This is a genomic window from Pseudomonas idahonensis, assembly GCF_037903935.1.
Taxonomy (GTDB): domain Bacteria; phylum Pseudomonadota; class Gammaproteobacteria; order Pseudomonadales; family Pseudomonadaceae; genus Aquipseudomonas; species Aquipseudomonas danubii.
Window position 1 is genome coordinate 5,520,096 of record NZ_CP149586.1, and the last position, 25,326, is coordinate 5,545,421.

Annotated in this window: 22 protein-coding genes; 17 read left to right on the plus strand and 5 right to left on the minus strand. The window is 60.0% G+C overall.

All coding sequences use genetic code 11. The annotated features are described in order from the left end of the window. The first annotated feature begins 4 nt into the window (after positions 1 to 4). The 9 genes from WIN67_RS24880 (at position 5) to WIN67_RS24920 (ending at position 11,584) form a co-directional block, all read left to right on the plus strand. A complete protein-coding gene (locus tag WIN67_RS24880; protein ID WP_273923069.1) occupies positions 5 to 1,150 on the plus strand; it encodes a DegT/DnrJ/EryC1/StrS family aminotransferase in 1,146 nt (381 codons plus the stop codon). Between the two features lie 116 nt (positions 1,151 to 1,266). Continuing rightward, positions 1,267 to 3,147, plus strand: a complete 1,881-nt coding sequence (gene asnB / locus WIN67_RS24885; protein WP_339070159.1) for an asparagine synthase (glutamine-hydrolyzing) — start codon at positions 1,267 to 1,269, stop codon at positions 3,145 to 3,147. 140 nt (positions 3,148 to 3,287) lie between these two features. Next, positions 3,288 to 4,556 (plus strand): hypothetical protein, encoded by a 1,269-nt coding sequence (locus tag WIN67_RS24890; protein ID WP_339070160.1) that lies wholly within the window; start codon positions 3,288 to 3,290, stop codon positions 4,554 to 4,556. Positions 4,557 to 4,570: 14 nt separating this feature from the next. Beyond that, positions 4,571 to 6,034, plus strand: a complete 1,464-nt coding sequence (locus WIN67_RS24895; protein WP_273923072.1) for an oligosaccharide flippase family protein — start codon at positions 4,571 to 4,573, stop codon at positions 6,032 to 6,034. Between the two features lie 3 nt (positions 6,035 to 6,037). Beyond that, positions 6,038 to 7,930, plus strand: a complete 1,893-nt coding sequence (gene asnB / locus WIN67_RS24900; protein ID WP_339070161.1) for an asparagine synthase (glutamine-hydrolyzing) — start codon at positions 6,038 to 6,040, stop codon at positions 7,928 to 7,930. A 79-nt stretch (positions 7,931 to 8,009) separates the two neighbouring features. Continuing rightward, positions 8,010 to 8,564, plus strand: a complete 555-nt coding sequence (locus tag WIN67_RS24905; RefSeq protein ID WP_273923074.1) for an acyltransferase — start codon at positions 8,010 to 8,012, stop codon at positions 8,562 to 8,564. Between the two features lie 331 nt (positions 8,565 to 8,895). Further along, the gene (locus WIN67_RS24910; RefSeq protein ID WP_273923075.1) at positions 8,896 to 9,765 is read left to right on the plus strand and encodes a glycosyltransferase family 2 protein; all 870 of its coding nucleotides are present in this window, start codon (positions 8,896 to 8,898) and stop codon (positions 9,763 to 9,765) included. A 247-nt stretch (positions 9,766 to 10,012) separates the two neighbouring features. Then, positions 10,013 to 10,642, plus strand: coding sequence for an SMI1/KNR4 family protein (locus WIN67_RS24915; protein ID WP_339070162.1), 630 nt, complete (start codon positions 10,013 to 10,015; stop codon positions 10,640 to 10,642). Positions 10,643 to 10,720: 78 nt separating this feature from the next. Then, entirely contained in the window at positions 10,721 to 11,584 is an 864-nt protein-coding gene (locus tag WIN67_RS24920) for a DUF4087 domain-containing protein (protein ID WP_339070163.1), read from the plus strand. Here the strand turns inward: WIN67_RS24920 and WIN67_RS24925 are convergent. The 4 genes from WIN67_RS24925 to WIN67_RS24940 form a co-directional block, all read right to left on the minus strand. Further along, positions 11,581 to 12,384, minus strand: coding sequence for a GNAT family N-acetyltransferase (locus WIN67_RS24925; protein ID WP_339070164.1), 804 nt, complete (start codon positions 12,382 to 12,384; stop codon positions 11,581 to 11,583). The two genes, WIN67_RS24920 and WIN67_RS24925, sit on opposite strands and share 4 nt — an antisense overlap. Before the next feature lies 1 nt (position 12,385). Next, positions 12,386 to 12,862, minus strand: a complete 477-nt coding sequence (locus WIN67_RS24930) for an HIT family protein (RefSeq protein ID WP_110652257.1) — start codon at positions 12,860 to 12,862, stop codon at positions 12,386 to 12,388. A 126-nt stretch (positions 12,863 to 12,988) separates the two neighbouring features. Next, a complete protein-coding gene (locus WIN67_RS24935; RefSeq protein ID WP_110596372.1) occupies positions 12,989 to 14,596 on the minus strand; it encodes a 5-guanidino-2-oxopentanoate decarboxylase in 1,608 nt (535 codons plus the stop codon). Between the two features lie 124 nt (positions 14,597 to 14,720). Beyond that, positions 14,721 to 15,641: a LysR substrate-binding domain-containing protein gene (locus WIN67_RS24940; protein WP_170001477.1), complete on the minus strand. Its 921-nt coding sequence runs from the start codon at positions 15,639 to 15,641 to the stop codon at positions 14,721 to 14,723. 226 nt (positions 15,642 to 15,867) lie between these two features. On the opposite strand from WIN67_RS24940, the gene WIN67_RS24945 reads away from it, so the two are divergent. The 8 genes from WIN67_RS24945 to WIN67_RS24980 all read left to right on the plus strand — a co-directional run bounded on the left by WIN67_RS24945 (position 15,868) and on the right by WIN67_RS24980 (position 23,838). After that, positions 15,868 to 16,662 carry an ABC transporter ATP-binding protein gene (locus tag WIN67_RS24945; RefSeq protein WP_102860358.1) on the plus strand — a complete coding sequence of 265 codons (795 nt, stop codon included), beginning with the start codon at positions 15,868 to 15,870 and terminating at the stop codon, positions 16,660 to 16,662. A gap of 49 nt (positions 16,663 to 16,711) precedes the next feature. Continuing rightward, positions 16,712 to 17,485: a transporter substrate-binding domain-containing protein gene (locus WIN67_RS24950; protein WP_102860357.1), complete on the plus strand. Its 774-nt coding sequence runs from the start codon at positions 16,712 to 16,714 to the stop codon at positions 17,483 to 17,485. A 51-nt stretch (positions 17,486 to 17,536) separates the two neighbouring features. Beyond that, positions 17,537 to 18,250 carry an ABC transporter permease gene (locus tag WIN67_RS24955; protein ID WP_047305985.1) on the plus strand — a complete coding sequence of 238 codons (714 nt, stop codon included), beginning with the start codon at positions 17,537 to 17,539 and terminating at the stop codon, positions 18,248 to 18,250. A gap of 9 nt (positions 18,251 to 18,259) precedes the next feature. Continuing rightward, positions 18,260 to 18,964, plus strand: a complete 705-nt coding sequence (locus WIN67_RS24960; RefSeq protein ID WP_102860356.1) for an ABC transporter permease — start codon at positions 18,260 to 18,262, stop codon at positions 18,962 to 18,964. A 43-nt stretch (positions 18,965 to 19,007) separates the two neighbouring features. Further along, positions 19,008 to 20,189: a pyridoxal phosphate-dependent aminotransferase gene (locus tag WIN67_RS24965; protein WP_317069863.1), complete on the plus strand. Its 1,182-nt coding sequence runs from the start codon at positions 19,008 to 19,010 to the stop codon at positions 20,187 to 20,189. Between the two features lie 110 nt (positions 20,190 to 20,299). Next, entirely contained in the window at positions 20,300 to 22,045 is a 1,746-nt protein-coding gene (locus tag WIN67_RS24970) for an amidohydrolase (RefSeq protein ID WP_103740483.1), read from the plus strand. Further along, positions 22,045 to 22,971: a CobW family GTP-binding protein gene (locus tag WIN67_RS24975; protein WP_123394011.1), complete on the plus strand. Its 927-nt coding sequence runs from the start codon at positions 22,045 to 22,047 to the stop codon at positions 22,969 to 22,971. Before WIN67_RS24970 ends, WIN67_RS24975 begins: the two co-directional genes overlap by 1 nt. Positions 22,972 to 23,136: 165 nt before the next feature. After that, entirely contained in the window at positions 23,137 to 23,838 is a 702-nt protein-coding gene (locus tag WIN67_RS24980) for a hypothetical protein (RefSeq protein WP_047305989.1), read from the plus strand. Positions 23,839 to 23,938: 100 nt separating this feature from the next. Here the strand turns inward: WIN67_RS24980 and glyA are convergent, their stop codons facing one another. Continuing rightward, positions 23,939 to 25,294 carry a serine hydroxymethyltransferase gene (gene glyA, locus WIN67_RS24985; RefSeq protein ID WP_339070165.1) on the minus strand — a complete coding sequence of 452 codons (1,356 nt, stop codon included), beginning with the start codon at positions 25,292 to 25,294 and terminating at the stop codon, positions 23,939 to 23,941. Positions 25,295 to 25,326: the final 32 nt, after the last annotated feature.

Below are 25,326 nucleotides of genomic sequence, written 5' to 3' on the forward strand. Positions count from 1 at the left end.
CACAATGGAAAAGCGCAACATTGCTATCTCGTTACCCAGCACCGGCGAAGAAGAATGGCAGGCAGCCCGTGAGCCGCTGATGACCGGCTGGTTGACCCAAGGCCCCAAAGTGGCAGCCTTTGAAGAAGCCTTTGCCAAGCGCCATCAGGTTCCTCACGCCTTGGCAGTGACCTCTTGCACCACGGGCCTGCACCTGGCGCTCGCCGGCCTGGATATCGGTCCGGGCGACGAAGTCATCGTTCCAACCTTCACCTGGATCGCCACCGCCAACGTGGTGCTGTACTGCGGCGCGACTCCGGTATTCGTCGACATCGACCCGCTGACCTACAACCTGGATATCAGCCAGGTCGCCGCCAAGGTCACCGACAAGACTCGGGCCGTCATTGCCGTGCATCTGTTCGGCCGTTGCCTGGATATCGATGCGTTGCGAGCGGTGCTGCCTGCGCAGGTCGCCATTATCGAGGACGCCGCCTGTGCAGCAGGTGCCGACTGGAAAGGGCGCCCCGCCGGCAGCCTGGGAGATGCTGCGGCATTTTCTTTCCACCCACGCAAATCGGTTACTACCGGCGAAGGCGGCATGGTAACAACCAGCAACCCAGAGCTGGCTGAACGCATGAACCAGTTGCGCAGCCACGGTGCCTCGCTCTCCGAAGAACAGCGCCATCTGGGCCCACGCCCCTATCTGCTGCCGGAATTCAACCTGCTGGGCTTCAACTACCGGATGACCGACCTGCAAGGTGCGATCGGCCTGGTACAGCTGGGCAAGCTGGACGGTTTTATCGACGAACGTGCGCGCTGGGCGCAGTACTACTGCGAGCAACTGGCCGATATCGACTGGCTGCGACTCCCTACCACTCCGCAAGGCAGCCGCCATGGCTGGCAGGCATTCGTTACCTACATCGATCCGCAAAAAGCTCCGATGCCCCGTAACGACATGATGGAAATTCTCCAGGCCAAGGGCATCTCTACCCGCCCTGGCACCCATGCCGTGCACATGCTTGCTTACTACCGTGAGCGTTTCGGCCTCAAACCGGAAGACTTCCCGGGTGCCCGCGACTGCAACGATCACACCATGGCGATTCCACTGCACAACAGGATGAGCGAAGAAGACTACGCCTATGTAGTCGAGGCTATTCGCCAACTGCGCTGAGTAACAGCACCTGCATCCCGCTCATTCGAGCGGGATGACCTTTTCAGGCAACGGAACTACGCAGACCTGCGCATTTCCCACTGCACTCCCCCCGATTCAAAGGAGCATCAAAACGCATGTGCGGCATTACCGGCCTCATCCATCTCGATAACAACCCGGTATCGCCTGCAGTCCTGCAGCGCATGACGGATGCCATCGCCCATCGTGGACCCGATGGTGAGGGGCATTGGATTGAAGGCAACGTAGGCCTGGGTCATCGGCGCCTGGCAATCATCGACTTGTCTCCTGCTGGCCACCAGCCGGCCGCCTCCCTCTCCCAGCGCTATGTACTGGTCTACAACGGCGAGGTCTACAACTTCCGCGAGCTGCGCACCGAACTGGAAACCCTGGGCTACCAGTTCCGTTCACGCACCGACACTGAAGTGGTGCTCAATGCCTTGATCGCCTGGGGGGCACAAGCACTGGAGCGCTTCAACGGCATGTTTGGCCTGGCCTTGTGGGACCGCCAGGAACAAACGCTGTTGTTGGCCCGGGATCGCTACGGCATCAAACCGCTTTATTACGCACAACAAGGGCAGACCATTGCCTTTGGCTCCGAACAGAAAGCCATCCTGGCTATGCCCGAGTTTCAGCGCAGCCTGGACAAGGAAGCCTTGCTGGAATACTTCACTTTCCAGAACATTTTTACCGACAAGACATTGCTCAATGATGTGAAGCTGCTGCCTGCCGGCCACTATGCCGTGCTGGATATGAAGCGGCGAACTCCGGCTATGCAATTCACCCAGTACTGGGATTACAACTTCCAGGAACCCAAGGTCAAAGCCAGCGACGAAGAATACCGTGAAGAGCTAGACCGTTTGTTCCAACAGGCCGTCAACCGGCAACTGGTGACTGACGTAGAACTGGGCAGTTATCTGAGCGGGGGAATGGACTCCGGCTCGATCACTGCGATTGCGGCCAAGTCCTACCCCTACATGAAAACCTTTACCTGTGGCTTCGACCTCAACTCCGCCTCGGGTATCGAGATGGGGTTCGATGAACGCAGTAAAGCCGAATACATGTCCTACCACTTCAAGACTGAACACTACCAAATGGTCCTGAAAGCCGGAGACATGGAAAGAGTCCTGCCCAAACTGGCCTGGCACCTGGAAGAGCCCAGAGTGGGCCAGAGCTACCCGAACTATTACGCCGCCCAACTGGCTTCAAAATTCGTCAAGGTAGTCATGTCCGGAGCCGGCGGGGATGAGTTGTTTGGTGGCTATCCATGGCGCTACTACCGTGCCGTGGTTAACGACAACTTCGAACACTACATCGACAAGTACTACGCATTCTGGCAGCGGCTGATTCCTAACAGTGAGATCAAACAGGTCTTTGCGCCAATCTGGAAAGATGTAAAGCATGTGTGGACCCGAGACATCTTCCGCGACGTCTTCAAACACCACGCAGATAATCTGTACACCCCGGAAGACTACATCAACCACTCGCTGTACTTCGAAGCCAAGACCTTCCTTCATGGTTTGCTGGTAGTCGAAGACAAACTCAGCATGGCCCATGGCCTGGAAAGCCGCGTGCCATTCCTGGATAACGATCTGGTTGATTTCGCCATGCGCTGTCCGGTTCATTTGAAACTGAACAACCTGGCCGACGTTATAAGAATCAACGAGAACGATCAGGGCGACAAAGTCAGCAAGTACTTTGAAAAAGCTCGAGACGGCAAGCAGATCTTCCGGGATGTTATGAAACGATACATTCCAGACGACATCGCACGGGCTGAGAAGCAAGGCTTTTCCGCGCCAGATTCCAGCTGGTTCAAAGGCGAGAGCATGGAGTTTGTCAGAAGGACACTGCTGAACAAAAACGCACATATCTATGACGTATTTGATCAATCCGCACTGACTTCGCTTATCGAAGAACATCTCTCAGGAAAACAGAACAGAAGGCTGTTGATCTGGTCACTGTTGAATATGGAGGAATATATGAAAGGCTGTTTTGCATGATCTTGTTGTAACAGTCTTCATCTGTCATATATAAATCGGCCGTGTCAACCATCACGATCAAGACCCAGCAATAGCAGCGCTGACGCACTGTTGCTATTGCTGCAGAGTCAGCATGAAAGAGGCAATGCACAGGACATAAAATGAAAATCATCTTCAAGATAGCCCAATCTGCATGCTTCTTTTTATTCTCGTTTTTTTGCTTTGCTTTATTCTTGCTTCCGGTCCTGGCCTTGAGAGTCAAGCGCAGTTTTAGCAAACGACCGGCAAAACCTGAGTATGTCTTTGTCGGCATACACGAAATTGCCAACAACATCAGCGAACTGTCTACCGCATTGGCAAGACAGCAAATCACTGTGCGCAGCGCTCGCTCCCACGCCGGTCTTTTCTATGGAGAAGCGAACGCACAAGGCGCCTCTGCTCTGGCCCTGAAAGTCCGTCTGTTCAGCGAACCACTCTGTCGTTCCCGACATTTACCCTGGATCCTTTTACGCGCCGACCAGGCTTGGTTCATCTGGTGCACCAGCCTGCTCGCGCTGAACCTCGACTACATCCTCTATCGCCTCGCTGGCGTAGATCTGGTTGTTCAGCACTGCGGAGACGATGTGCGTTGCCGACACTTGCAGGACGCGTTGTTTGAAAAATACACGCCGGGTATCGCGATTGGTCCCTATCCCGCACTCCCCCTTGTGGACATGCTGAGAAAGTACTATCGCCAGTTCATGGCCGAACGCTTTGCCAAGACCCTTTCCTCAAGGAACCAGGCGACCTTTCAGGCAGGAATGCTGGGGCACTTCACGTTCAGCCAGACGTCGCTACTGAGCGGCCCACGTCGTCCGGGAGAGATTCCGGTCATCGTTCACGCCCCTTCGAACCGGGCAGTAAAACGAACCGATCTGGTGCTGGAAGCGGTGGAAACGCTCCGAAAAAAAGGCTACCAGTTCGAGTTTCGCCTGCTGGAGCACATCCCCAATCATCAAGTGGTCAGCATGTTGCTGGCAGCCGACATCGTTGTCGACCAGCCATCCACCTGGCCAGGTCGGTTCGGTATTGAGGGCGCTGCCGCATCCTGTGCAATCGTTTCAGGAAACTATGATGTTTTTACTGGCTTGCCGGCCTCACCCATCATTCAGTTTCCTGTTGATGCGAACCTGCTGACGGCTCGTCTGGAAAAACTGCTGGCCGATCGGGCTTATCTGGAAAGCGTCATGGCCGCTTGCTGGGGGTTCTGGAAGGAAAAGTACAGCGAGGAAGCATTTATCAATAACTACTTCAAGATCTGGAACAACCAACACGACACCTTCCCACCGCTACCCGAGCAGAAGGCAATACTCCTGGCTGCCGCAAAAGGCACACTTCAACGCCTGTTCATCAGGTACTTTTATTTTCCTTCACGCCAGGATAACCGCTAGGATTTTGCCCATATATGTTCAAGCTCTTTATTCGAGACAGTGTCATTTACGCAATCCCCGCACTGCTTTCGAAGGGGCTCGCGCTATTTCTAGTGCCGCTGTACACCCGTGTGCTGAGTCCGGAAGATTATGGCTCTCTGGATTTGTTGCTGGTTTTCTCAGGTCTTATCGCCCTGACCATTGCCCTGGAAGTGTCCCAGGGCATAGCGCGCTTCTACTCAGCAGAAACAGACCCTGAACGCCGTTGCGCCTATGCATCGTCCGCCTTCTGGTTCACCGCTTGGTGCTACTCGCTGTTCGCAGTGATCACCCTGGCCTACGCCGATGACCTGTCCAACTGGATCATGGGGCGCAAAGGACTGACAGCCGCTTTCAAGGTGGGCATTGTCTATATTTTCTTCAATGGTCTGTTCAACCTCATCCAGAACCAGTTCCGCTGGGAGTTACGCAGCAAACACTATGCGTTCGTCAGCATTATTGTCTCCCTAGTCACTGCCGGAGCTGCGGTACTCCTAACCTACGGTGCAGGAATGGGGTTGCAAGGGTTGTTATGGGGCATGAGCGCCGGAGTCATCATTGGCACTGTCTACGGGCTGTATCACTTGCGGCAGAGCTTTCGCTTTCGCTTTGATTGGGCCCGGCTCAAGGAGATGCTGGCGTTCTCCATCCCCTTGGTCCCTGCCAGTGTGACGGTACTTGCCAGCATTTATATCGACCGCCTGCTGATCAACCACTTTGTGTCGATCGGAGAAGTCGGACTGTATGGTGTCGCGGTCAGGTTGGCCAGTGTAGTCAGCCTGGTCATGGTCGGCTTCCAAGGAGCCTTGACACCGTTGATCTATACCTACTATCGCGAAGCCGATACTCCCAGGCAGTTGGCACGTATCTTTAGGGTGTTCTGCTGCTTTGCGTTACTGAGCTACCTAGCACTTGGGCTGTTTGCACATGACGTTCTGGTGCTGATGACAACCGCAGACTACTACTCCGCCTCCAAGCTGATCATCTTCCTGGTACCGTCAATTCTCCTGGCCCAGATGTACATTTTTACCCCAGGCATCAGCATCGCCAAGAAAACCCACATGACCATCTGGATCAATCTCGCCGGCCTGATCGCCAACATCGCCCTGGGACTGCTGTTGATTCCTCGTTTGGGAGGCAGCGGTGCCGCTATCGCGATGCTCCTGGGAAGTTCACTGACGTTCGCTATCTATATGCTCTGTAGTCAAAGGCTGTATCCCGTGCCGCATAAATGGTGGCCGCTCTGCGGCTCAATGACTGCAACGGTCGTGGCGCTGTTTCTGGCACTGCGACTAGGTTCAGAACTGGACAGCTACTTGCGTTGGTTGGTCAACTTGATATTCATCAGCGGCACGGCAGTGATTTTTTTAGCCTTGGGGCTTGTTCAAGTTTCCGAGCTACGTAAAGCCGGGCAATTAGTCCGCAGCCGCCTTAAACTTTTTTCGCAAAGAAGTAGCTAATTTATGTGTGGAATACTCGGTTTCTTCTCCGTCAGCGAAACCCACTCTTACTCCCAGAGTATCGATGCGGCCATTCAGACCTTGCGCCATCGTGGACCGAATGACTTCGGCTATGAGGAGATGTCGGTTGCTTCCAACAAACTAGTGCTTGGTCACACACGCCTGTCCATTATCGACTTGTCCTTCGCCGGCCATCAGCCGATGCACTCCAAGGACCAGCTTTTTTCCATCGTATTCAATGGCGAAATCTACAACTACCGCGAATTGCGTAATGAGCTGCAAACCCTAGGGCACGTGTTCCACTCGGACTCCGATACCGAGGTGTTGCTGGCAGCCTGGATTCAATGGGGAGCCGACTCCCTTGCACGCTTGCGCGGAATGTTTGCGTTCGCGGTTTTTGACCGGAAGGCCAACAAGCTTTCCTGTGTTCGCGACCCCTTCGGGATCAAGCCGTTCTATTACACCCGTGAAGGCGATAACTTCCTTTTCGCCTCAGAAATGCCAGCATTGAAAGCGTTGAAGCAGAACAAGGCTCAGCTCAACTGGCAACGCGCCTATGACTATCTGGTGCATGGCGACTACGACTCACAAGCCGCGACCTTCTTCGAAGATGTGCTTCAGTTGATGCCCGGGCACTTGCTACACCTTGATCTATCCAATGGCCAACTCAGTGCACCGCAACAATGGTGGCGGCCGCAAATAGAACAAACTTCAACCCTGAGCTTCTCTTCTGCAGCCGATGAGTTGCGCGAACGTTTCCTGCACAACATCAAGCTGCATCTGCGCAGCGACGTTCCCCTGGGAGCGGCATTGTCCGGTGGACTGGACTCTTCGGCAGTGGTTTGCGCCATGCGCAAGATCGAACCGGATGCAGCCATCAATACATTCAGCTATATCGCCCGCGATAGCGCCGTATCAGAGGAGTCCTGGGTCGACCTGGTCAATGTCCAGGTCAACGCCAAGGCCCACAAAGTACTGGTCAGTCCTCAGGAACTGTCCAATGACCTGGATGACATGATTCGCGCTCAAGGTGAGCCCTTTGGCAGTACCAGCATCTACGCCCAGTACCGGGTCTTCAAGCTGGCGAAAGACAACGCCATCACGGTAACGCTCGATGGTCAGGGAGCCGATGAGTTACTGGCCGGCTATCACGGCTACCCAGGAAAACGCATCAAGAGCATGCTCGAACAGGGTCATTACCGGCAGGCTATGAACTTCGCAAGGCAGTGGTCAACATGGCCAGACAGAAGCTTGAAGCACTGCTTCAAGACGGTCGTTGCCGAGTGCGCCCAAGGCCCCTTGTACGACTTGCTCAGACGTGGAAACGGCATGCAGGCCAGCCCTTCGTGGATAGACACACAGATGCTGCGTGACGCCGGTGTGCACATCGGTTATCCACAACAGAGATCACCCTACGATCTTCCCGGACGCAAACTGGCCTCCGAGCTGGCATTCTCACTGACCCACCGCGGGCTACAGTCACTGTTGCGCCATGGCGATCGTAATTCGATGCGTTTTTCCATCGAGAGTCGGGTGCCTTTCCTGACCTCCGACATGGCAGACTTCCTGCTCTCCTTGCCAGAAAACTATCTGATCTCGCAATCAGGAGAGACCAAGTCCGTCTTCCGGGCAGCGATGCGTGGAATAGTGCCAGACGCCATCTTGGACAGAAGGGACAAGATCGGTTTTTCTACTCCCGAACAGGTGTGGCTGGTACAGCTGGCCGAGCAGATACGGGGCTGGCTGAAGATTGATCTCGGACTGCCATTCCTGAACCAGCCACAAATCCTAGAGGAATTTGAGAAAATCATTTCAGGGAAAGCTCCTTTCTCCTGGCAAGTCTGGCGCTGGATCAACTTCACCCGGTGGTATCAACATAATTTTGAACTGCGCTGATTGAAGCATCCAGGCCAACGCCCGGTTAACCAACCGGGGATGGCAGCCAAGTCTTGAGATTGAAAAAGTGAGAACAGTGATGACGATTAAAACTGATTCGCCTAAAGACCCGGGAGCTTCATCAAAGGCTGACGAAGCACTTTTGCAACAAGTAAAAAGAGTGCTCAGTCAATTACGCTCCGATATATTTTCCAAGTTCAAGAGACATGTCTCGATAAACGACCTCCTCTCGGATCGCTGGGAGACGGCCAGGTTCTACGGATTTGGAGAAGGAACATCCTGCTACAACAACGTGCTGATTCTGGGTGATGTAAAGGTTGGAAAAAACACCTGGATTGGCCCCAACGTGGTGCTGGACGGCTCCGGCGGGTTGGAGATCGGAAGCTACGTGTCCGTCAGCTGCGGTGTACAGATATACACCCACCACACTGTGGAGTGGAGTACATCCTTGGGACAAGTTGAAGCCAGCCGAAAGCCTACGAAAATAGGCGATGGCGTCTACATCGGACCAAATTCGATTATTCAGATGGGTGTCAGCATTGGTGACGGCGCGATTATCGGCGCCATGAGTTTTGTAAATCGCGACGTTCCTGCGGGGGTTAAAGTTTATGGCACACCAGCCAGGCAACATTAGAAACAACCCCTATTACCGCGATAGCGGCCAGAAACATTGGCCTGTATGTTTAGAGAGTCTCATTACAAACAAAGCCCTGAGATTATGGTTACCCCCCCTGACAGAACGAGCCCTTGACTTTGGATACTTTTCCAAGCCAATGGAAAAACTGCGACAGGAAACAACCTGCACTGACTTATCACCTAAAAATAAGTTGAATCAAGCCACTAAAACACCTCCACAGGCATCCATCAAATGAAAAATATTTATTACGGCCCCATATTCACATGACGATGCCATTAAACACTTCACTCCAATCAACGCAAAAAAACCCTTAAATGGTTGATACAACATGCTAAGTATTTTGATGCCTGCCAAAAATGAAGCACTACACATTGAGGCAGCGCTTCGTTCGATTGAAAAGATAAGCGACCTTGTCTTTGAGGTTATTGTTGTCGACGACGGCTCAGATGATGAAACCTGTAATGTTGTAGAAAACCTTGCTTTTAGTTTTGTAACGCTTATAAAAAGTGGGGGCGTTGGTAAAGCGCAAGCATTCAATCTAGCCTATGAGAATGCCTCTGGAGATGTTTTTATCCTGTTGGCTGCTGACGACCTACTGATTGCAGAAAGCATTCATGAACGGATTAAACCAATAAAAGCAGTAGATAAACCCCAGATTTCATATTGCAAACTCAAGTCTTTCTCCGCCGACTCAAAATACAATGCAATGACACTACCAAAGAACCCTTCACTCGGTCTTGAGTCAGGTGGCTGCATGGCATTTAATCGCTCGTTTGCTCAACTGGCTTTTCCGATTCCGAGTTTCTTGCCAAATGAAGACGTGTGGATGATGCTCCACGCACGCTACTCTTCGGTAGAAGCAACTCACGCCCCAACAGTTGGAATTTTGTATCGAATACATGAAAATAACAGCTATAAGCGCGGGGTCAGTTACTCACAAATAAATGAGCAAATGTGGGTCAGGCAGCGCGCCATATTCTACTTTTACGAAAACTACAAATCAAAGCTTCCACCACAAAAACAGAGAGCACTTCTTATTGCTTTCCTCTTACAGCTTTTACGTTACCTTGGCTTCTCCAAAATAATATGTTTCATCCCAGAAGCTCCCTTAAAAGAAAGAGTCAAACTTCTGTTAAATTCCTCTGCGCGACTATATGCCATTAGAGAGCGCTTCTATAGCTTCTTCTCCGGACGGTAAAACGCCGTCATCTGGATTGGTTGATCTTTATGATGCTCGGCGAACAGATCGTTGCGTAGGTTCCAGGGATAGGTGGGGTCAGGCCAGATGTCCTAGGCCTCCCACTGCCACTCAACCTCTGCCAAAGCAACATCGAGCCAAACTGCGTGCCGACCTTTTCAGCAAACCAGCCCCTCAAGCATCATTCTGAAATGCCGGCGCCGTAGCACATAATCCCCCCTGCCTCCTTCTCATCTAAGGACTCCTCATGTCAGAACAGCACAACGCTATGGCCGACTGGCCCCCTGCCGGCTGTCCTCCCCTGGCCTGGCCGGATCTGTCCGATCAGGGCGCACGGCTGAAGTGGTACCTGGCCACGATCGGTGCCTATGGCGCTTTATGGGAAGGGCACGTCAACGAGCCTGAATTAACCCCCGTCAGCGAGGAAGCGCTGGTGGCCCTGGAGCAGCGTCTGGGCTGTGCCTTGCCGCCCTCGCTGCGCGACTATCATCGGCAGCTGGGGGTCCTGTCCCTGGCGGAGATCCTTTGCAGCGTAGGCCCCGGCCATACCCCGATCCAGCCTCTGCTGGAGGCCTACCCTGGCATTGTCGATATCCCCGAGAGCGATCTGGACCTGGCACTGGCGCACCAGCTGGTTGCCTTTGGCGACTACCTGGGCAACGGCAACCTGTTCTGTTTCCACCGGGAAAGCGGCGCGGTCTACTACTTCGATCACGACACCGGCGTAGCGCTGACACGCTTCTTCGACTCCCCCGAGGAGTACCTGGATGCGCTGATGCTGCTGTGCCTGGCCGAGGTGTACGAGGACGACGACGGTGCCGAAGCGCTGATCAGCCAGCGTTACGGCGACGACTTGGTGCGCAAGTGGCGCTACTGAAGAACAAGGACCTCGGTCTCTACTAACGCCAATGCCGGCGCACAATCTGCGGTTCTCAACCCCGAACAAGGATGCTCCATGTTTCAGCGTGCCCTGATCTGCACACTCCTGACACTGCTTGCCTTACCCGCCAGCGCCGCTCCGGCCAAGGTCGAACGCCGATGCGGCTGGTTCGAGAACCCGACCCCGGCCAACGCCACCCTGACCGACCGCGACGGTGTCTGGGAAATTGCCAGCCAGGGCGGTTATCAGGCGGAGGGCGAGTGGCCCACCTTCAACGATCAGCAATGGGTGCGGACCAACAATCATTACGGCTACGGCTGTGCTTGTGTCAGCGCCAACGCTGATCCACAGACTCATCGCCTCGACCACTTGCACAAGGCCAAGGCCCGCCCGCTGTCCGCCTGTCGCGACGATCCCAGCCTGTACGAACCCTTGCGCGAGGAAGCCGGAGTTCCGGTATTGCCCATGGATTCACCACGCTTCAAGGCCCAGGGCTTCAGCCTGCAATACCCCAAAGGCTGGAAGCTTGGCCAGGCGCAGAACTGCCTCACCCTGGACCACCCGAAAAAACGTCCCCAGGAGGAATACACCCTGCACCTGTGCCTGCAGCAGGGCAGCCTGGAACAGGCCGCCGAAGGTTTGTTTTTCTATCAGGAAAACGGCGTGTGGATGCGCAGCGCCGGAAGGGATGAACCCAGCCCGGTGCAAGAGATTTCAGGCCCCGGCTGGAAAGGCCTGCTGGCCTATCAGACCTGCGGCATCAGCGATGGGGACACCGGCTTTCACGCCTATGGCGGCACCTGCCTGATGGCGCTGATCGACAGCGGCCAGCGTCAGGTGGTGGCTGACAGCGTCGGGTTCTTTCAGGACTTCGCCACCCTGAGGGCGATTCTGTACTCGATCCGCTTCGACCCGGCGCCGACAACGCCACCCCACTAGCCCTGTGACTCGGCCCGATACAGGGTTTGCAGGTGGGACAGGCGCAAGCCGTAGTGCTCCAAGTTGCGCCGGCTTTGCGAGTTCACCAGGGCCGTGGCCGCGACACTCCGGGCGCCAAGAGCGGCGGCCTGTTGCACGCGATGGCCGATCAGGGCCCGATGATGGCCCTGCCCCCGGGCGGCCCGGGTGGTAACGGCAGTGCCCAGGTAGGCCACGCCATTGTCAGCGATGAACAGCGCTGCGCCAGCCACTGCAACACCCCGGTCCCGCAGCAGGTACAAATGCCCGCGCCCATCGTTGAGCAAGCCGCTGAAAGCCGCCTGGTTGATCGGCCGCGCCGCCGCAGGGGTATTGAAGCCTTCGCTGTGCAGCGCGCAGAACCTTTCAAGGTTCAAGGCCGTCACCGGCTCGATATCCAGCGCGGAAGACGGCGGCGCCAGTTCGTCGATCGAAGCGAACAACTGCCCGTGGGTCCAACCCTTGAGGCGCTGCAATGGCTGCCCCTCCAGTTCCAGGGTGCCCGCCACCTTGGCTGACTCAGCGATCAAGGCGATCGCCGGGGCGCAGGCCGCGCAGGTCTGTAACAGCTCGACGAGGCGGCAGGCCTGTTGCGCCCAGTCGCCATGCACCCGGTTCATCATCGGACTGGGATTGCCAGCGACGACGAAGGCGCCACACCCCGGCTCGCCCAGCAGGTTGGCCCCATGGGGGTTGCCTGCCAAGTTCGCCAAGCCCTGAACCCGGGCCCGCAGGTATTGGTGCTCCGCGTATTCAAGCGCCAGGGCGCGGCGGCGATCCATATCAGCGACCGCCCATCGGGGTTTCGCTGACCCAGGGCACGCGCACTTGTTCGGCGATGCTGGCAGCCTGCTGCTGCAGGACCTCGAGTTTGGCGCGACGCCCAAACAACCCGCTGAAATGCAGCAGCAGGCGCCCGGCAAAGCCCAGGGCATCGCCACGCTTGCGCGGGATCAGGTGCAGATGAGCATGGGGGATGTGCTGGTTGGTGGCCCGACCATCATTGACCAGCAGGTGGGTGCCTTCGACGCCGTAGCCGGCACGCCGCTGCGCGGCCAGCAATCCATCGAACACCTGATACAGATGCTGACGGACGAAGCCGGGTAATTGATCGAGCTTTTCCACATGAGGCTGGGGAATCAGCAGGACATGACCCGCCCCCAGGGGATGCACATCCATGAAGGCCATGCAGTGTTCATCGCGGTAAACCACGGCCGCTGGCAGGGTGCCGGCGACAATCTGGCAGAAAATGCAGTTCATCCATGAATCCTCAAGTGACAAGGTGCGTCCTGGCGGGCTACGTCAATGTAACCCACCTTATCCCTTGAAGGCCTGTCCCTTGAAGACTCATTCTTGGAGAGCCCGTTCGCAGAACAGGCCTGCGGATCAGTCCAGAGCCAGATAGGCGCCGGCGTCGACTTCGATCATCACCGGCTGGCGGATATCCCTGAGGCTCTGCAGCAGTTCCTGCAACTGCGCCGGGGTGTCGGCGCGATGGTGCGCCACATGGAAGCTCTGGGCCATGGCCCGGAAGTCCGGAGTGAGGATGTCCACCCCCAGCGGCGCAATGTCCCGGGCCTGCATGTAGTCGCGGATCTCGCCGTAGCACTGGTTGTTCCACACCAGCAGGATCACCCCGATCTGCGCTTCCTTGGCGGCGATCAGTTCGCTGCTGGCGAACTGCAAGCCGCCGTCCCCCACCAGCGCCACCACCGGACGCTCGGGCCGCGCCAGCTTGGCGCCCATGGCTGCCGGCAGGCCGTAGCCCAGGGTGCCGTAACCGCTGCCGGCGTTGAACCAACTGGCCGGGGCCGGTGCCTGGTAGCCGCAGGCGCCCTGGTACACCGGTTGGGTCGAGTCGCCCACCAGGATCGGGCTGCCCAGGGTGTCGCGCAGCAGGTCGAGCAAGCCTTGCAGGCCTTGTTGCTTGGGCGTCCAGCCGGTGCGTTCGGCCTGGTTGACCCGCTGCACGCTGTCCACGGCCCAACGACCGCGAGAGCTGGGTTGCAGCACTTTGCCAAGCAAGGCTTGCAAGCCTTCCAGGGCATCGCCCACCAGGCCGACATGGGCCCGCTGCACGCCCATGACCTGCATCGGGTCGATGTCCAGGCGGATCAACGAGCCTTTGAAACGCAGCGGGCCCAGGCCAAAGAAGTCGTAGTCGGTTTCCCCCAGTTCAGTGCCCACGGCCAGCACCACGTCGGCTTCGTCGATCAGCGCCCGGCCATGGGCCGATGACTGCACGCCGTCGAGCAACAGCGGGTGCGCGCAGGGCAACAGGCCCCGGGCGTTGGTGGTCAGGGCCACCGGCGCTTGCAGGCGTTCGGCCAACTGGCGCAACGTCTCGGCGCAACCCCGGGCGCCGCCGCCGGCCAGGATCAACGGCCGGTGGGCGCTGTTGAGCAAGGTCGCGGCCGCTTCGATCGAGGCTCCGGCCGGGGCCGGAGCACCGGGCAGGCTGCGGGGCATCAGGTTGAGGTCGGTGGCGGGCATGTCCAGCACATCCAGGGGAATCTCGATGTGCACCGGCCGTGGTCGCGCGCACTTGAACACGGCAAAGGCCCGGGCCAGGAGCTCCGGCAGTTCCGCAGGCGACTGCAGGGTGTGACTGAAGGCGCAGACCCCGGCCACCATCGCCCGCTGGTCCGGCAGTTCATGCAGATGGCCGTGGCCCAGGCGCAGGTGCTCGCGACGGTTGACCGTGGAGATCACCAGCATCGGCACCGAATCGGCGTAGGCCTGGCCCATGGCGGTGAGGATGTTGGTCATGCCGGGGCCGGTGATGATGAAGCACACCCCGGGCTTGCCGCTGGCCCGGGCATAACCGTCGGCCATGAACCCGGCGCCCTGTTCATGCCGCGGGCTGACATGGCGCAGGCGGCTGCCGTGCAGGCCGCGATACAGCTCGACGGTGTGCACGCCGGGAATCCCGAACACCGTGTCCACGCCATAACCTTCCAGTAAACGAACCAGCGACTGGGCGCAGGTGGTCATCGACTACTCCTCTTGTTCTTATGCGTCCGGACGACACCCTGCGCCCGGCTGATGTCGAGGGACATTAGTCGCTGCACCCGAGGCGCAACAATCGAAAAAAATCGCGACGATTGCTCAATAAAATTCACGCTTTGCCGTTGCGGCGCGGCTCCGGGTGCAAGCGAGTGATGCCCTGCAACTGGGATTTGACCCATTCGCTGAAGGCCAGCACCACCGGACGCTCGGCCTTGAGCAGATCGGCCACCAGGTAGTAACCGCGGTTGGATTCGATCTCGGTGCCGAAGGGCTGCACCAGTTGCCCCCGGGCCAGGGCCTCGCCGCTGATCAGGTTGTCGCCCATGGCGATGCCCTGGCCGGCGATGCAGGCCGACTGCACGAAGTGCGCGTCGGCGAAGATGATGCCCCGGCGCACATCGACATTCGGCGCCCCGGCCGCTGCCAGCCAGACCCGCCAGTCGGAGTAGTCGATCATGTGCAGGAGCAAGGCGTGATCGAGCCCGTCGAGGGTTTTCAGGCCGCCCATGGCATTCACCAGGCTCGGGCTGCACACCGGGAAGTAACGCAGGGAGACGATCTTCTGTACATGCTGGTTGGGCCAGTCACCCATGCCGTAGGCGACGAACAGATCGACGCTGCTGTCGCTGGTGTCGCCCGGAGTGCGGGGTGACACCAACTGCAGTTCCACCTGGGGATACAGCGCCTGGAACTCGGCGATATGGGTGCACAGCCAGTAGGTGGCGAACCCCGGCGGGCTGCTGATGCACAGCCGGCCACTGACCTGCTGGCCATCGGAACGCTGTCCGGCCTCAAGGATATTGGCCAAAAGCAGGTGAATGTCCCGAGCGTAGCGCTCGCCCTGATAGGTGATGCGAATGCTGCGGCCCTGGCGCTCGGTCAGCGCAAACCCCAGGGTCTGCTCCAGGCTCTTGATCTGGTGGCTGATGGCACTGGGGGTCAGGTTCAGCTCATTGGCGGCTTCGGCGACACTGCCCAGGCGGGCCACCGCGTCCAGCGCGCGCAGGGCGGTCATGGAGGGATAACGCATACCGATCAGGCCTCGACTGCAAAAAAAACGAGTGGCAGCACCATAGCTGCAAACGTGGTCCGGCAATAGTCTTGTCCGTCGCCGGAAAAACCGTCCATTGCTGAAAAAAATTACCGGGTCCGGCTAAAAAAGCTCGATTGACCCCAGGCCATCGATGGCTAATTCTCCAGCCCTACCCTGTGCCGGGTACTGCCCGGCCATCGCACAATAACAAGAGGGTCGACCCTTGCAATCGCAGCCCAACTCCGTCAATCCCGTGGTGGCGATCGATGATCTGCACAAGAGCTACGCCGATCACCACGTGCTCAAGGGCATCGCCCTGCGCGCCAATGAAGGTGAAGTGGTCTCGCTGATCGGCTCCAGCGGCTCGGGCAAAAGCACCCTGCTGCGCTGCATCAACCTGTTGGAAATTCCCTGCAGCGGCAGCTTGCGCATCAATGGCGAAGAGGTGCGCATCAAGACCGATCGCGCCGGCAACCCCCAGGTCGCCGACCCGGCCCAGGTGGCACGCCTGCGCACCCAACTGAGCATGGTGTTCCAGAGCTTCAACCTGTGGCCCCATCGCACCGTGCTGGAAAACGTTATCGAGGCGCCGGTGTATGTCCTCGGTGAAGATCGCAAGGATGCCATCGCCCACGCCGAGCACCTGCTGGAAAAAGTCGGCCTGGCCAACAAACGTGACACCTTCCCGTCCTTTCTGTCCGGTGGCCAGCAGCAGCGTGTGGCCATCGCCCGGGCCCTGGCCATGCGCCCCCAGGTGCTGTTGATGGACGAACCGACCTCGGCCCTGGACCCGGAACTGGTGGGCGAAGTGCTCAAGGTCATCCAGGGCATCGCCGAGGAAGGCCGCACCATGATCCTGGTGACCCACGAGATGGCCTTTGCCCGGGATGTGTCGAGCAAGGTGATGTTCCTCCACCAGGGGCTGGTGGAAGAGGAAGGCCCGCCGCAGCAAGTGTTCCTCAACCCGGTCAGCGAACGCTGCCGGCAATTCGTCATGGCCCAGGAAAACCGCGTCTGACGTCCCGCTTCAATCCTTGAAAACAACAACTTCGATAAAGGGTAAAGCCATGAAAAACCTGCTCAAGGTGCTTGCCACCGGTTGCCTGTTCAGTGCATTGGCCAGCCACGCCGTGGCCGCCGACAAGATCGTCTTTGGCATCGCCCTGGAACCCTACCCGCCGTTCTCGATGAAAAGCGGCAACGGCAACTGGAGCGGCTTCGAGCCGGAGCTGATCAAGGCCCTGTGCGAGCGCATGCAGGCCCAGTGCCCGCTCAAGGAAGTGGCCTGGGACGGGCTGATTCCGGCCCTCCAATCGAGCCAGATCGACGCCATCCTCAATTCCCTGAGCATCACCGAGGAGCGCGAGAAGGTCATCGATTTCTCCGCGCCTTACTACCAGACCCCGGCCATGTGGGTCGCCGACCAGAGCCTGGAGCTTGCGACCACTCCCGAAGGCCTCAAGGGCAAGCTGATCGGCGTGCAGGGTTCGACCTCCAACGCCACCTTCGCCAAGACCTACTACGGCAAAACCTCGACCCTGCGTTACTACACCACCCAGGACGACATGATCGCCGACCTGCAGAGCGGGCGCATCGACGTGATGCTGGCCGACGCCCTGACCATCGAGCCGATCCTCAAGACCGCGGCCGGTGCCGGCCTCGCGGACAAGGGCCTGGCGCCGAAAGACCCGCTGTTCGGTTCCGGCATCGGCGTCGGCCTGCGCAAGGGTGACAGCGCCCTGCAACAGCGGATCAACACCGCCCTGGCCTCGCTCAAGGCCGACGGCACCTACGACAAGATCCGCAGCCGCTACTTCAGCGTCGACATCTCTGCCAACTAAGCCGTCCGGCGCGCCCGTTTGCGCGGGCCGCCGGCGTTGACTGGATACGTCATGATTTCTCTGTCCGACCTTTCCCAACTGTTCGTCGCCGACGGCTGGCTCGGCGCCCTGGCCCAGGGCGCGCTGGTGTCCCTGCAGATTTCCGCCGGGGCCTTCGTCCTCGGCCTGGGCATCGGCCTGCTGGTGGCGATGATCAAGCTCAAGGGCCCGCGCTGGCTGGTGAAACTGGCCAACGTCTACACCACCCTGTACCGGGCCATGCCCGAGCTGCTGCTGATTCTGTTGCTGTACTACGCCGGCACTGACCTGTTGAACATGGCCATGGCCGCCATGGACCGTCCGAGTGTCACGGTCAACGGCTTTATCGCGGCGGTACTGGTGCTGGGGATTGTCCAGGGCGCCTATTCGGCGGAGATCATCCGCGGCGCGATCCAGGCCATTCCCCACGGCCAGATCGAAGCGGCGCGGGCCTACGGCATCGAGCGCTGGCTGCTGGTGCGGCGCATCCTGCTGCCGAGCATGCTGCCCTACGCCATGGCCGGGCTGTCGAACCTGTGGCTGGTACTGGTCAAGGACAGCGCGCTGATCAGCATCGTCGGTTACAGCGAACTGCTTTCAGTAGGCAAACAGGCGGCCGGTTCCACCAAGCACTACCTGGTGTTCTACCTCGCGGTCGCGGCTTTCTACTTCGTCATCACCCTGGTGTCCGGCAGCCTGTTCCGCGTGCTCGAACGTCGCACCAACCGCTGGCTGCCCCAGCACTAGGAGACTCGGATGGACTTTTCCTGGATCAACGGTTTTTCCACAGAGCTGCTGCGCGGCCTGGGCATCACCCTCAAGCTCCTGCTGCTGAGCGGAATCTGCGGCTTTGCCCTGGCGGTGGTGGTGGGCCTGGGCCGGGCGTCGCGCAACCCTCTGATTCGCGCACCGATGCAGTTCTATATCAGCGTGTTCCGCGGTACGCCGCTGCTGGTGCAGATCTACATCCTCTATTACGGGGTCGGCAGCCTGTTCGCCGCCTACCCGCCGATTCGCGGCAGCTTTCTCTGGCCCTACCTGCGTGAAGGCTTCTGGTACGTGGCCCTGGCCCTGACCCTGAGTGTCGGTGCCTATGTCGGTGAAGTGCTGCGCGGCGGCTTGCGCGCGGTGCCCCGGGGCGAACTGGAAGCGGCCCGCGCCTATGGCATGGGTTACTGGCTGACCCTGCGCCGGGTGTGGCTGCCCCGGGCCCTGGAGCTGGTGCGCCCGACCCTGGTGGGCGAATGCGTGCTGCTGCTCAAGGCCACTGCGCTGGCGTCCACCGTGGCGGTCACTGATTTGCTCGGCGCCGCCAACCTGGTGCGCGCCCAAACCCTGAAGGTCTACGAGCCACTGCTGGCGGTGGCGCTGATCTACATCATCCTGGCCTTCGCCATTGAGCATCTGTGCGCACGCCTGGGCAACCCCGAACGAAACCGGGCCCCCCAGCGTCAGGCCTGAACCCATTGATTGCACGGGCAACCAAGCCCGTGAGGAGAACAACATGCGTTACTCACCTTTCGTTCAGCGCATCAGCGGCGAATCCGTCAGCGCCTGGGATATTCACTACGCAGCCATCGAGGCTCGGGGCCGTGGCGAGGATGTGATCGTCCTCAGCGTCGGTGATCCGGACTTCGCCACCGATGCGCGCATCAGCGCCGCCGCCAGCGCCGCCCTGGAGCAAGGCGACACCCATTACACCCATGTCCTCGGCCGCCCAGCCCTGCGCGAGGCGATTGCCGCCAAGCAGCGGCGCCTGCTGGGCATCGATGTCAGTGCCGATAACGTGGCCCTGGTGGCCGGTGCACAGAACGGTCTGTTCGCCACCTGCCTGTGCCTGTTCGGCAGTGGCGACGAAGTGCTGGTGCCCGAGCCCATGTACCTGACCTACGAGGCCTGCGTGCATGCCTCCGGGGCGCAGATCGCCTGCGTCCAGCAGCCGGCGGCCAACGGCTTCCGCCTGACCGCCGCCGCGCTGGAAGCCGCGCTGACCGACAAGACCCGGGGCATCGCCCTGGCCACGCCGTGCAACCCCACCGGCAACGTCTACAGCCGCGAGGAGCTGGAAGCCGTGGCCGAGGTGGCGCGCAAGCATGACCTGTGGGTGATCTCCGACGAGGTTTACGGGCAACTGACCTATGACCGCGAACACCTGAGCATCGCCTCAATGCCAGGCATGGCCGAACGCACGGTGATCCTCAACAGCCTGTCGAAAACCCACGCCATGACCGGCTGGCGCGTGGGCTGGGTGATCGCCCCGCCCGCCCTGGTCGGGCACCTGGACAACCTGCTGCTGTGCATGCTCTACGGCCTGCCCGGGTTTATCCAGGAAGCCGCGCTCAAGGCCCTGGAGCTGGATGAAGAAGTGATCGGCAGCGCTCGCGAGGTCTATCGCCGGCGCCGCGATCTGGTGGTGGCCGGCCTCAAGCCGGTGCAACTGCTCGATTGCCGCGAGCCCGAGGCCGGGATGTTCATGCTGGTGGACGTGCGTCGTACCGGGCTGTCGAGCATGGATTTCGCCTGGCAGCTGTTCCGCGCCACCGGGGTCTCGGTGCTCGACGCCCAGGCCTTCGGCGCCAGTGCCGAGGGCTTCGTGCGGATCTCCTTCACCGTCGCCGACGACGTGCTCAAGGACGCCTGCCAGCGCATCGCCGGCTTTGTCGAAACCCTGGACGCCACGCGCTGAACGCATGACTCGGGCCGCCCCTGCGGCCCTTGTAACGCTGACAAGAACACTGCTACGCCTCACTTTTTTGCCCACCTTTGAAGGGCCCCCCTGCTTGAGAGGTTGACCCCGTGACCGCTTCCGACCAATTCAACTCCACCCATAGCGCCGTCGATCAATACGCCGAACTGGTGCTGCACAACGGCCGGATGTACACCCTCGATCCGGCCCAGCCCTGGGCCGATGCCGTAGCGATCCGCCAGGGCAAGCTGATCGCGGTGGGCAGCCTCGCCTCCCTGGCTTCGCTGATCGGGCCCAACACCCGTCAACACGATCTGGATGGGGCCTTCTGCATGCCCGGCCTGCACGACATGCACACCCACCCGGACCTGGCCCTGGCGCCGCGCTACGCCGATGACCTGGACGTGGGCATCGAAGACCCGACTCCCGAGCAACTGGCCGCGGCGATCCACGCCTATGCCGACAGTCACCCAGGCGACGGTTGGATCTACGGCCAGTACTGGGTGCGCTACACCTTCCGCGAAGCCGGCCTGACCCCGGGCCGCGAGTGGCTCGACAGCGTCATGCCGGACCGTCCGGTGGCCCTGCTGGACCGCATGTGGGGCACCATGATGGTCAACTCCAAAGCCCTGGAACTGGCCGGTATCGACCGCCACACCAGCGACCCGCGCAACGGCTACCTGGAGCGCGATGAACTGACCGGCGAACCCAATGGCCTGCTGATCGACGGCGCCTACGCCCTGATCCACGCCGCCATGCCGCCGACTCCGGTGTCGGTACTGCGCCGCGCCTACCGTGATGGCGTGCACTTCCAGACCTCTCGCGGGGTCACCGCCACCAAGTACGTGCACGTCTGCGAGAACCGCCTGCAAGCCCTCAAGGAACTGGACGATGCCGGTGAGCTGACCCTGCGGGTGGAGGCGGCCATCAGCTGGCAGGACGATATCTTCCCGGTGCGTCGGCGCTGGGAGCTGCTCAGCGGCGAGCGGCATTTCTATCGCAGCGCCCGCCTGAATGCCAACGCGGTGAAGTTCCATTTCGACGGCACCGTGGAGCCCAAGTCGTCCTACCTGCTGACCCCCTGGCCGGAAGAGTCGAGCTGGCGCGGCAAGCTCAACCTGACCCCGGAACACATCACCGACATGGTGGTGGACATGGACAAACGCGGCCTGCGAGTGATCGCCCACTGCACCGGCGACGGTGCCTCCGACGTGTTCCTCGACGCCGTGGCCGAAGCCCGGCGGCGCAACGGCAACAGCGGCATCCGTCACCAATGTGCCCACAGCACCCTGCTGCACCCAGGCAACCTCAAGCGCTTCCAGAGCCTGGACGTGATTGCCGAGTTCTCCCCGGCGGCCTGGTACCCGACGCCATTCGCCAGCGGTGCGCGTTCCGGCTACGGCCAGGAGCGCCTCAAGCGCATCTATGACTTCAAGGGCGTGCTGGCGGCCGGCGGCATCGCGGTGTTCGGCACCGACTGGCCGGTGGCGTCCATCGATCCGTGGCTGGCCCTGGAAACCATGGTCACCCGGCAGAACCCATGGAACCAGGAACCCGACACCTTCGGCGACCCCATCAGCCTGGAACAGGCCCTGCAAGTGGCGACCCTCAACGGTGCCCACGCCATGGGCCTGGAACACCTGACCGGCAGCCTGGAGGCTGGCAAGTCGGCGGACCTGATCGTCCTCGACCGCAACCTGTTCGCCCAGGACGCGCGCAACTACATCCACCACACCCAGGTGCAACTGACCTTCGTCGAAGGACAACTGGTCTACGACCGCCAGGGCATCTTCAGCGACACGCCGTTGCAGGCAGTGTGGGAAGGCCTGCCGCCGGTGATCGAGGGCAAGGAATAATGAACAGCACCCCGAGCATTCCGGTCACCGTGGTTGCAGGCTTTCTCGGCGCTGGCAAGACCACCCTGCTCAACCGCATGGTGCAGCGCGCCGACAGCGGCCGGCTGGCGGTGATCGTTAATGATTTCGGCGAGCTGAACATTGATGCGGCGATCATCGCCGAGGTCACCGACGCGGTGTACAGCCTGCAGAACGGCTGCATCTGCTGCACGGTGCAAGAGGACCTGCTGGCGCAACTGGTGAGCCTGTCCAAGCTGCGCCCGGCCCTGGAGCGAATCGTCATCGAGTGCAGCGGCGTCTCCGACCCGCAGCGTATCGTGCAGACCATCGGCTACCCGCAATTGCGCAACCGCCTGCACCTGGACGCGGTGATCACCCTGGTGGACGCCAGCGGCTACCAGGACCTGGAAGGGGAAATGGCCCGGCTGTCCCGGGCCCAGGTGGCCTGCGCCGACTGGGTGCTGCTGAACAAGGCCGACCTGGTGAGCGCCGAGCAGTTGCAGAGCATTCGCGCCAGCCTCGGCCACCGCGCCCCGGTGTTCGATACGGTGCAAGCCGAGCTGCCGGCGGAGTTGCTGCTGACGCCGCCGGTGCGTTCCACCGAAGTGCTGTTCAAGGCCCTGCCCCAGGCCCACGACGAATTGTTCGAAAGCTGGGTGTGGAAAAGCTCGCGACCGCTGCAGCCCAAGGCTTTGCGCGACTGGCTGGCGCGCCTGCCCGCCGATCTGCTGCGCCTCAAGGGCCTGGTGCGCCTGGAAGGCAATGAACAACCCTACTGGTTGCAGCATGTGGGCAACCGCAGTCAGTTCACCCTGGCCACAGGGCAGCCCACCGAGCATGCCGCGCAGTTGGTGTTCATCGCCCGCCGGGGCAGCGATCTGCGTCAGGAACTGGAGGCTGGGGTCAGCGATACACAAGTGCTTTGAACGACAGGGAATCTGTGGCGAGGCGGCCGGTCTGATGAGGCGCGGCTGCCGGGCCGTCGCTTGGTCCGTGACAATAGTGTCCGGGTCCAATAGATTAGGCGCCCCCGAAAATGCCCCCCGGGCCTTTCGCGCCTCAAACCTGTTAAACCAAGTAGTGGATGTTCAATGCCTGATTCCAACACCGAAGAATCCGTGATCGCCCTGTCCAACAAGGCCGAATACGAAAACGCCATTCATCTTTCCCAGCACGTGTCCCAGGCCAAGACCATCAGCGAGATGGTGCTCGACGCCTTCCACAGCTCGAAAGAAAGTGACCAGATTCGCGAACTGCGTGCTGCGATTCGCCAGGCCCACGACCGCTTTGACGACGACACCGCCTATGAACTCATGGGCCAGCTCAAGCAACTCAAAGACGCCGAGGCCGCCGACCTGGCCGCCCTGGAAGACCTGAGCAAGAAATTCCCCATCAGCCGGATTCTCTCCAGCTACAAGGACGACCCGGACTTCCAGGAACTGGTCTACGGCCTGGCCCTGAAAGTGCTGAACCAGACGCACCAGGCCATCAGCAACCCCAGCGGTGGCAAGAGCAAGGCGCGGCCGAAGAAGGAAATGGAAGTGTTCGCCATCAGCAAGGACGGCATCAGCGTCACCCTGCCGATGCGCCCGCGCTCCAAGGCCAACGTCGACCGTGAAGCCTTCGAATTCCTCGGTTTCAGCTTTGTCGGCGAAGGCGATGAGGCAGAGCTGGAAAGCGAAATGTTCCTCGACAAGAACGGCAACGAGCAGCAAGCGACCCGCAAGAACATCATCACCGCGATCCAGCAACAGACCGCATTCGAAGGCTACAGCGCGCAACAACAGCTGTAACCTGGCCCTGTAGGAGCGAGCTTGCTCGCGAAGGCATCAGCCCGACCTGAGCGCCGAGAAAAAGCCCCGTACTTGCGTGTGAAGTCGGGGCTTTTTGTTTTCAGCGATCCCCGTACTCACGGATCGGGTACATCGCGCACAACGCTTCGGTCTGTTGCCGGAACTGCTCCTGCAATACGGGCTCCAGGGTGTATTTCTGCTCGCCGTGGGGCTGCACCTGATCGAGTATTCGGCACACCAGGTCGACGATCTGGCGACACCCTTGGGCGTCCACGTAGCGCTGGGCGATGGAGCCGGTGCCGATACACAAGCCATTGGCGGCAAATGATGATCGGTTTTCCCTCGGGCCGCGTTTTTTGCTGACGATGATTCCACACTTCTCCAGCGCCGATTCGGCGATGGAGCCGCTGATGCCGCCACGCAAGCGCAGCAGGATCGTGTGATTTTCCGTCCCTCCTCCCACAACCTCGTAGTCCCGCGCCATGAACGCGCAGGCCATTTCATCCGCCGTGGCGCGAATCCGCCCCATGTAGGCATCAAACGGCGGGGACATCGCATAACCCAGCGCGGCCGCCTTAGCGGCAATCACGTTGACGGCAGGAGCGCCTTGCATACCGGGGGAAACCGCTTGTTCGAGAACCCGGCGAAAACTCGACCTCAGTCCAGGCACTTTGGTGTCTGCATCACGACCGGAAAGAATCAGACCTCCACGCGGGCCGGCGAGCTGCTTGTGGGTGCAGGTGATTGTGACGTGCGCGGCATCGATCGGGCTCGGATGGCGCCCTGTGGCCACCAGCCCGGCGATATGGGAAATATCGGCAAGCACGATGGCACCGGCCTCATCGGCAATGGCGCGAAAGCGCTGAAAGTCCACGACCCGAGAATGGGCCGTCGCCCCGCAAATGATGATCCGCGGACGATGGGCCATCGCCAGTTGGCGCACTTCTGCGTAATCGATATCCCCCTGGGATGTGGTGCCGTAGCGAACAGCCTTGTAGTTGGCCTCCGTGAAGGCTTCCACTCGGCCATGTGCAAGGTGCCCACCCTGTTCGAGGGCCATGCCCAGGATCGTATCCCCCGGCTCGGCCAGCGCCGTCAGCACCTGATAAATGGCATTCGAGGCCGAGTGTGATTGCACGCAGGCGTATTGGGCAGAGAACAGCTCCCGAGCGCGTCGGATCGCCAGAGCCTCAACCCGATCAACGTTCTCACACCCACTATAATGACGCCGGCCGGGAGCGCCCTCGACCGTGACGTTGACCAGCGCCGAGGCTGATGCCGCCAAGCTCCGGGGGCCGGCCGCGCAGGAAGATGAAACCAAAGACAGTGTGCGGTGTTGGCGCGTGACTTCCGCGTCCAGGATGCTTGCCAGCTCGGCGTCTTCAGCGCGCAGATCGGCCAAGCCACGTCGCAGCAGGTCGGCCTGGGTCCTGAGTGGTTCAGTGTCAGCTGCCATTCTTCTGTGTCCCTTCCTTGTATGTTGCGCGC

Bases quoted from the DNA above. Each gene is read 5' to 3' on its own strand.
- WIN67_RS24880 (WP_273923069.1), top strand. From the start codon at position 5: ATGGAAAAGCGCAACATTGCTATCTCGTTACCCAGCACCGGCGAAGAA.
- WIN67_RS24915 (WP_339070162.1), top strand. From the start codon at position 10,013: ATGTCAGAACAGCACAACGCTATGGCCGACTGGCCCCCTGCCGGCTGT.
- asnB (WP_339070161.1), top strand. From the start codon at position 6,038: ATGTGTGGAATACTCGGTTTCTTCTCCGTCAGCGAAACCCACTCTTAC.
- WIN67_RS24910 (WP_273923075.1), top strand. From the start codon at position 8,896: ATGCTAAGTATTTTGATGCCTGCCAAAAATGAAGCACTACACATTGAG.
- WIN67_RS24920 (WP_339070163.1), top strand. From the start codon at position 10,721: ATGTTTCAGCGTGCCCTGATCTGCACACTCCTGACACTGCTTGCCTTA.
- WIN67_RS24960 (WP_102860356.1), top strand. From the start codon at position 18,260: ATGGACTTTTCCTGGATCAACGGTTTTTCCACAGAGCTGCTGCGCGGC.
- asnB (WP_339070159.1), top strand. From the start codon at position 1,267: ATGTGCGGCATTACCGGCCTCATCCATCTCGATAACAACCCGGTATCG.
- WIN67_RS24925 (WP_339070164.1), bottom strand. From the start codon at position 12,384: ATGGATCGCCGCCGCGCCCTGGCGCTTGAATACGCGGAGCACCAATAC.
- WIN67_RS24980 (WP_047305989.1), top strand. From the start codon at position 23,137: ATGCCTGATTCCAACACCGAAGAATCCGTGATCGCCCTGTCCAACAAG.
- WIN67_RS24940 (WP_170001477.1), bottom strand. From the start codon at position 15,641: ATGCGTTATCCCTCCATGACCGCCCTGCGCGCGCTGGACGCGGTGGCC.
- WIN67_RS24965 (WP_317069863.1), top strand. From the start codon at position 19,008: ATGCGTTACTCACCTTTCGTTCAGCGCATCAGCGGCGAATCCGTCAGC.
- WIN67_RS24895 (WP_273923072.1), top strand. From the start codon at position 4,571: ATGTTCAAGCTCTTTATTCGAGACAGTGTCATTTACGCAATCCCCGCA.
- WIN67_RS24975 (WP_123394011.1), top strand. From the start codon at position 22,045: ATGAACAGCACCCCGAGCATTCCGGTCACCGTGGTTGCAGGCTTTCTC.
- WIN67_RS24890 (WP_339070160.1), top strand. From the start codon at position 3,288: ATGAAAATCATCTTCAAGATAGCCCAATCTGCATGCTTCTTTTTATTC.
- WIN67_RS24955 (WP_047305985.1), top strand. From the start codon at position 17,537: ATGATTTCTCTGTCCGACCTTTCCCAACTGTTCGTCGCCGACGGCTGG.
- WIN67_RS24930 (WP_110652257.1), bottom strand. From the start codon at position 12,862: ATGAACTGCATTTTCTGCCAGATTGTCGCCGGCACCCTGCCAGCGGCC.
- glyA (WP_339070165.1), bottom strand. From the start codon at position 25,294: ATGGCAGCTGACACTGAACCACTCAGGACCCAGGCCGACCTGCTGCGA.
- WIN67_RS24950 (WP_102860357.1), top strand. From the start codon at position 16,712: ATGAAAAACCTGCTCAAGGTGCTTGCCACCGGTTGCCTGTTCAGTGCA.
- WIN67_RS24905 (WP_273923074.1), top strand. From the start codon at position 8,010: ATGACGATTAAAACTGATTCGCCTAAAGACCCGGGAGCTTCATCAAAG.
- WIN67_RS24935 (WP_110596372.1), bottom strand. From the start codon at position 14,596: ATGACCACCTGCGCCCAGTCGCTGGTTCGTTTACTGGAAGGTTATGGC.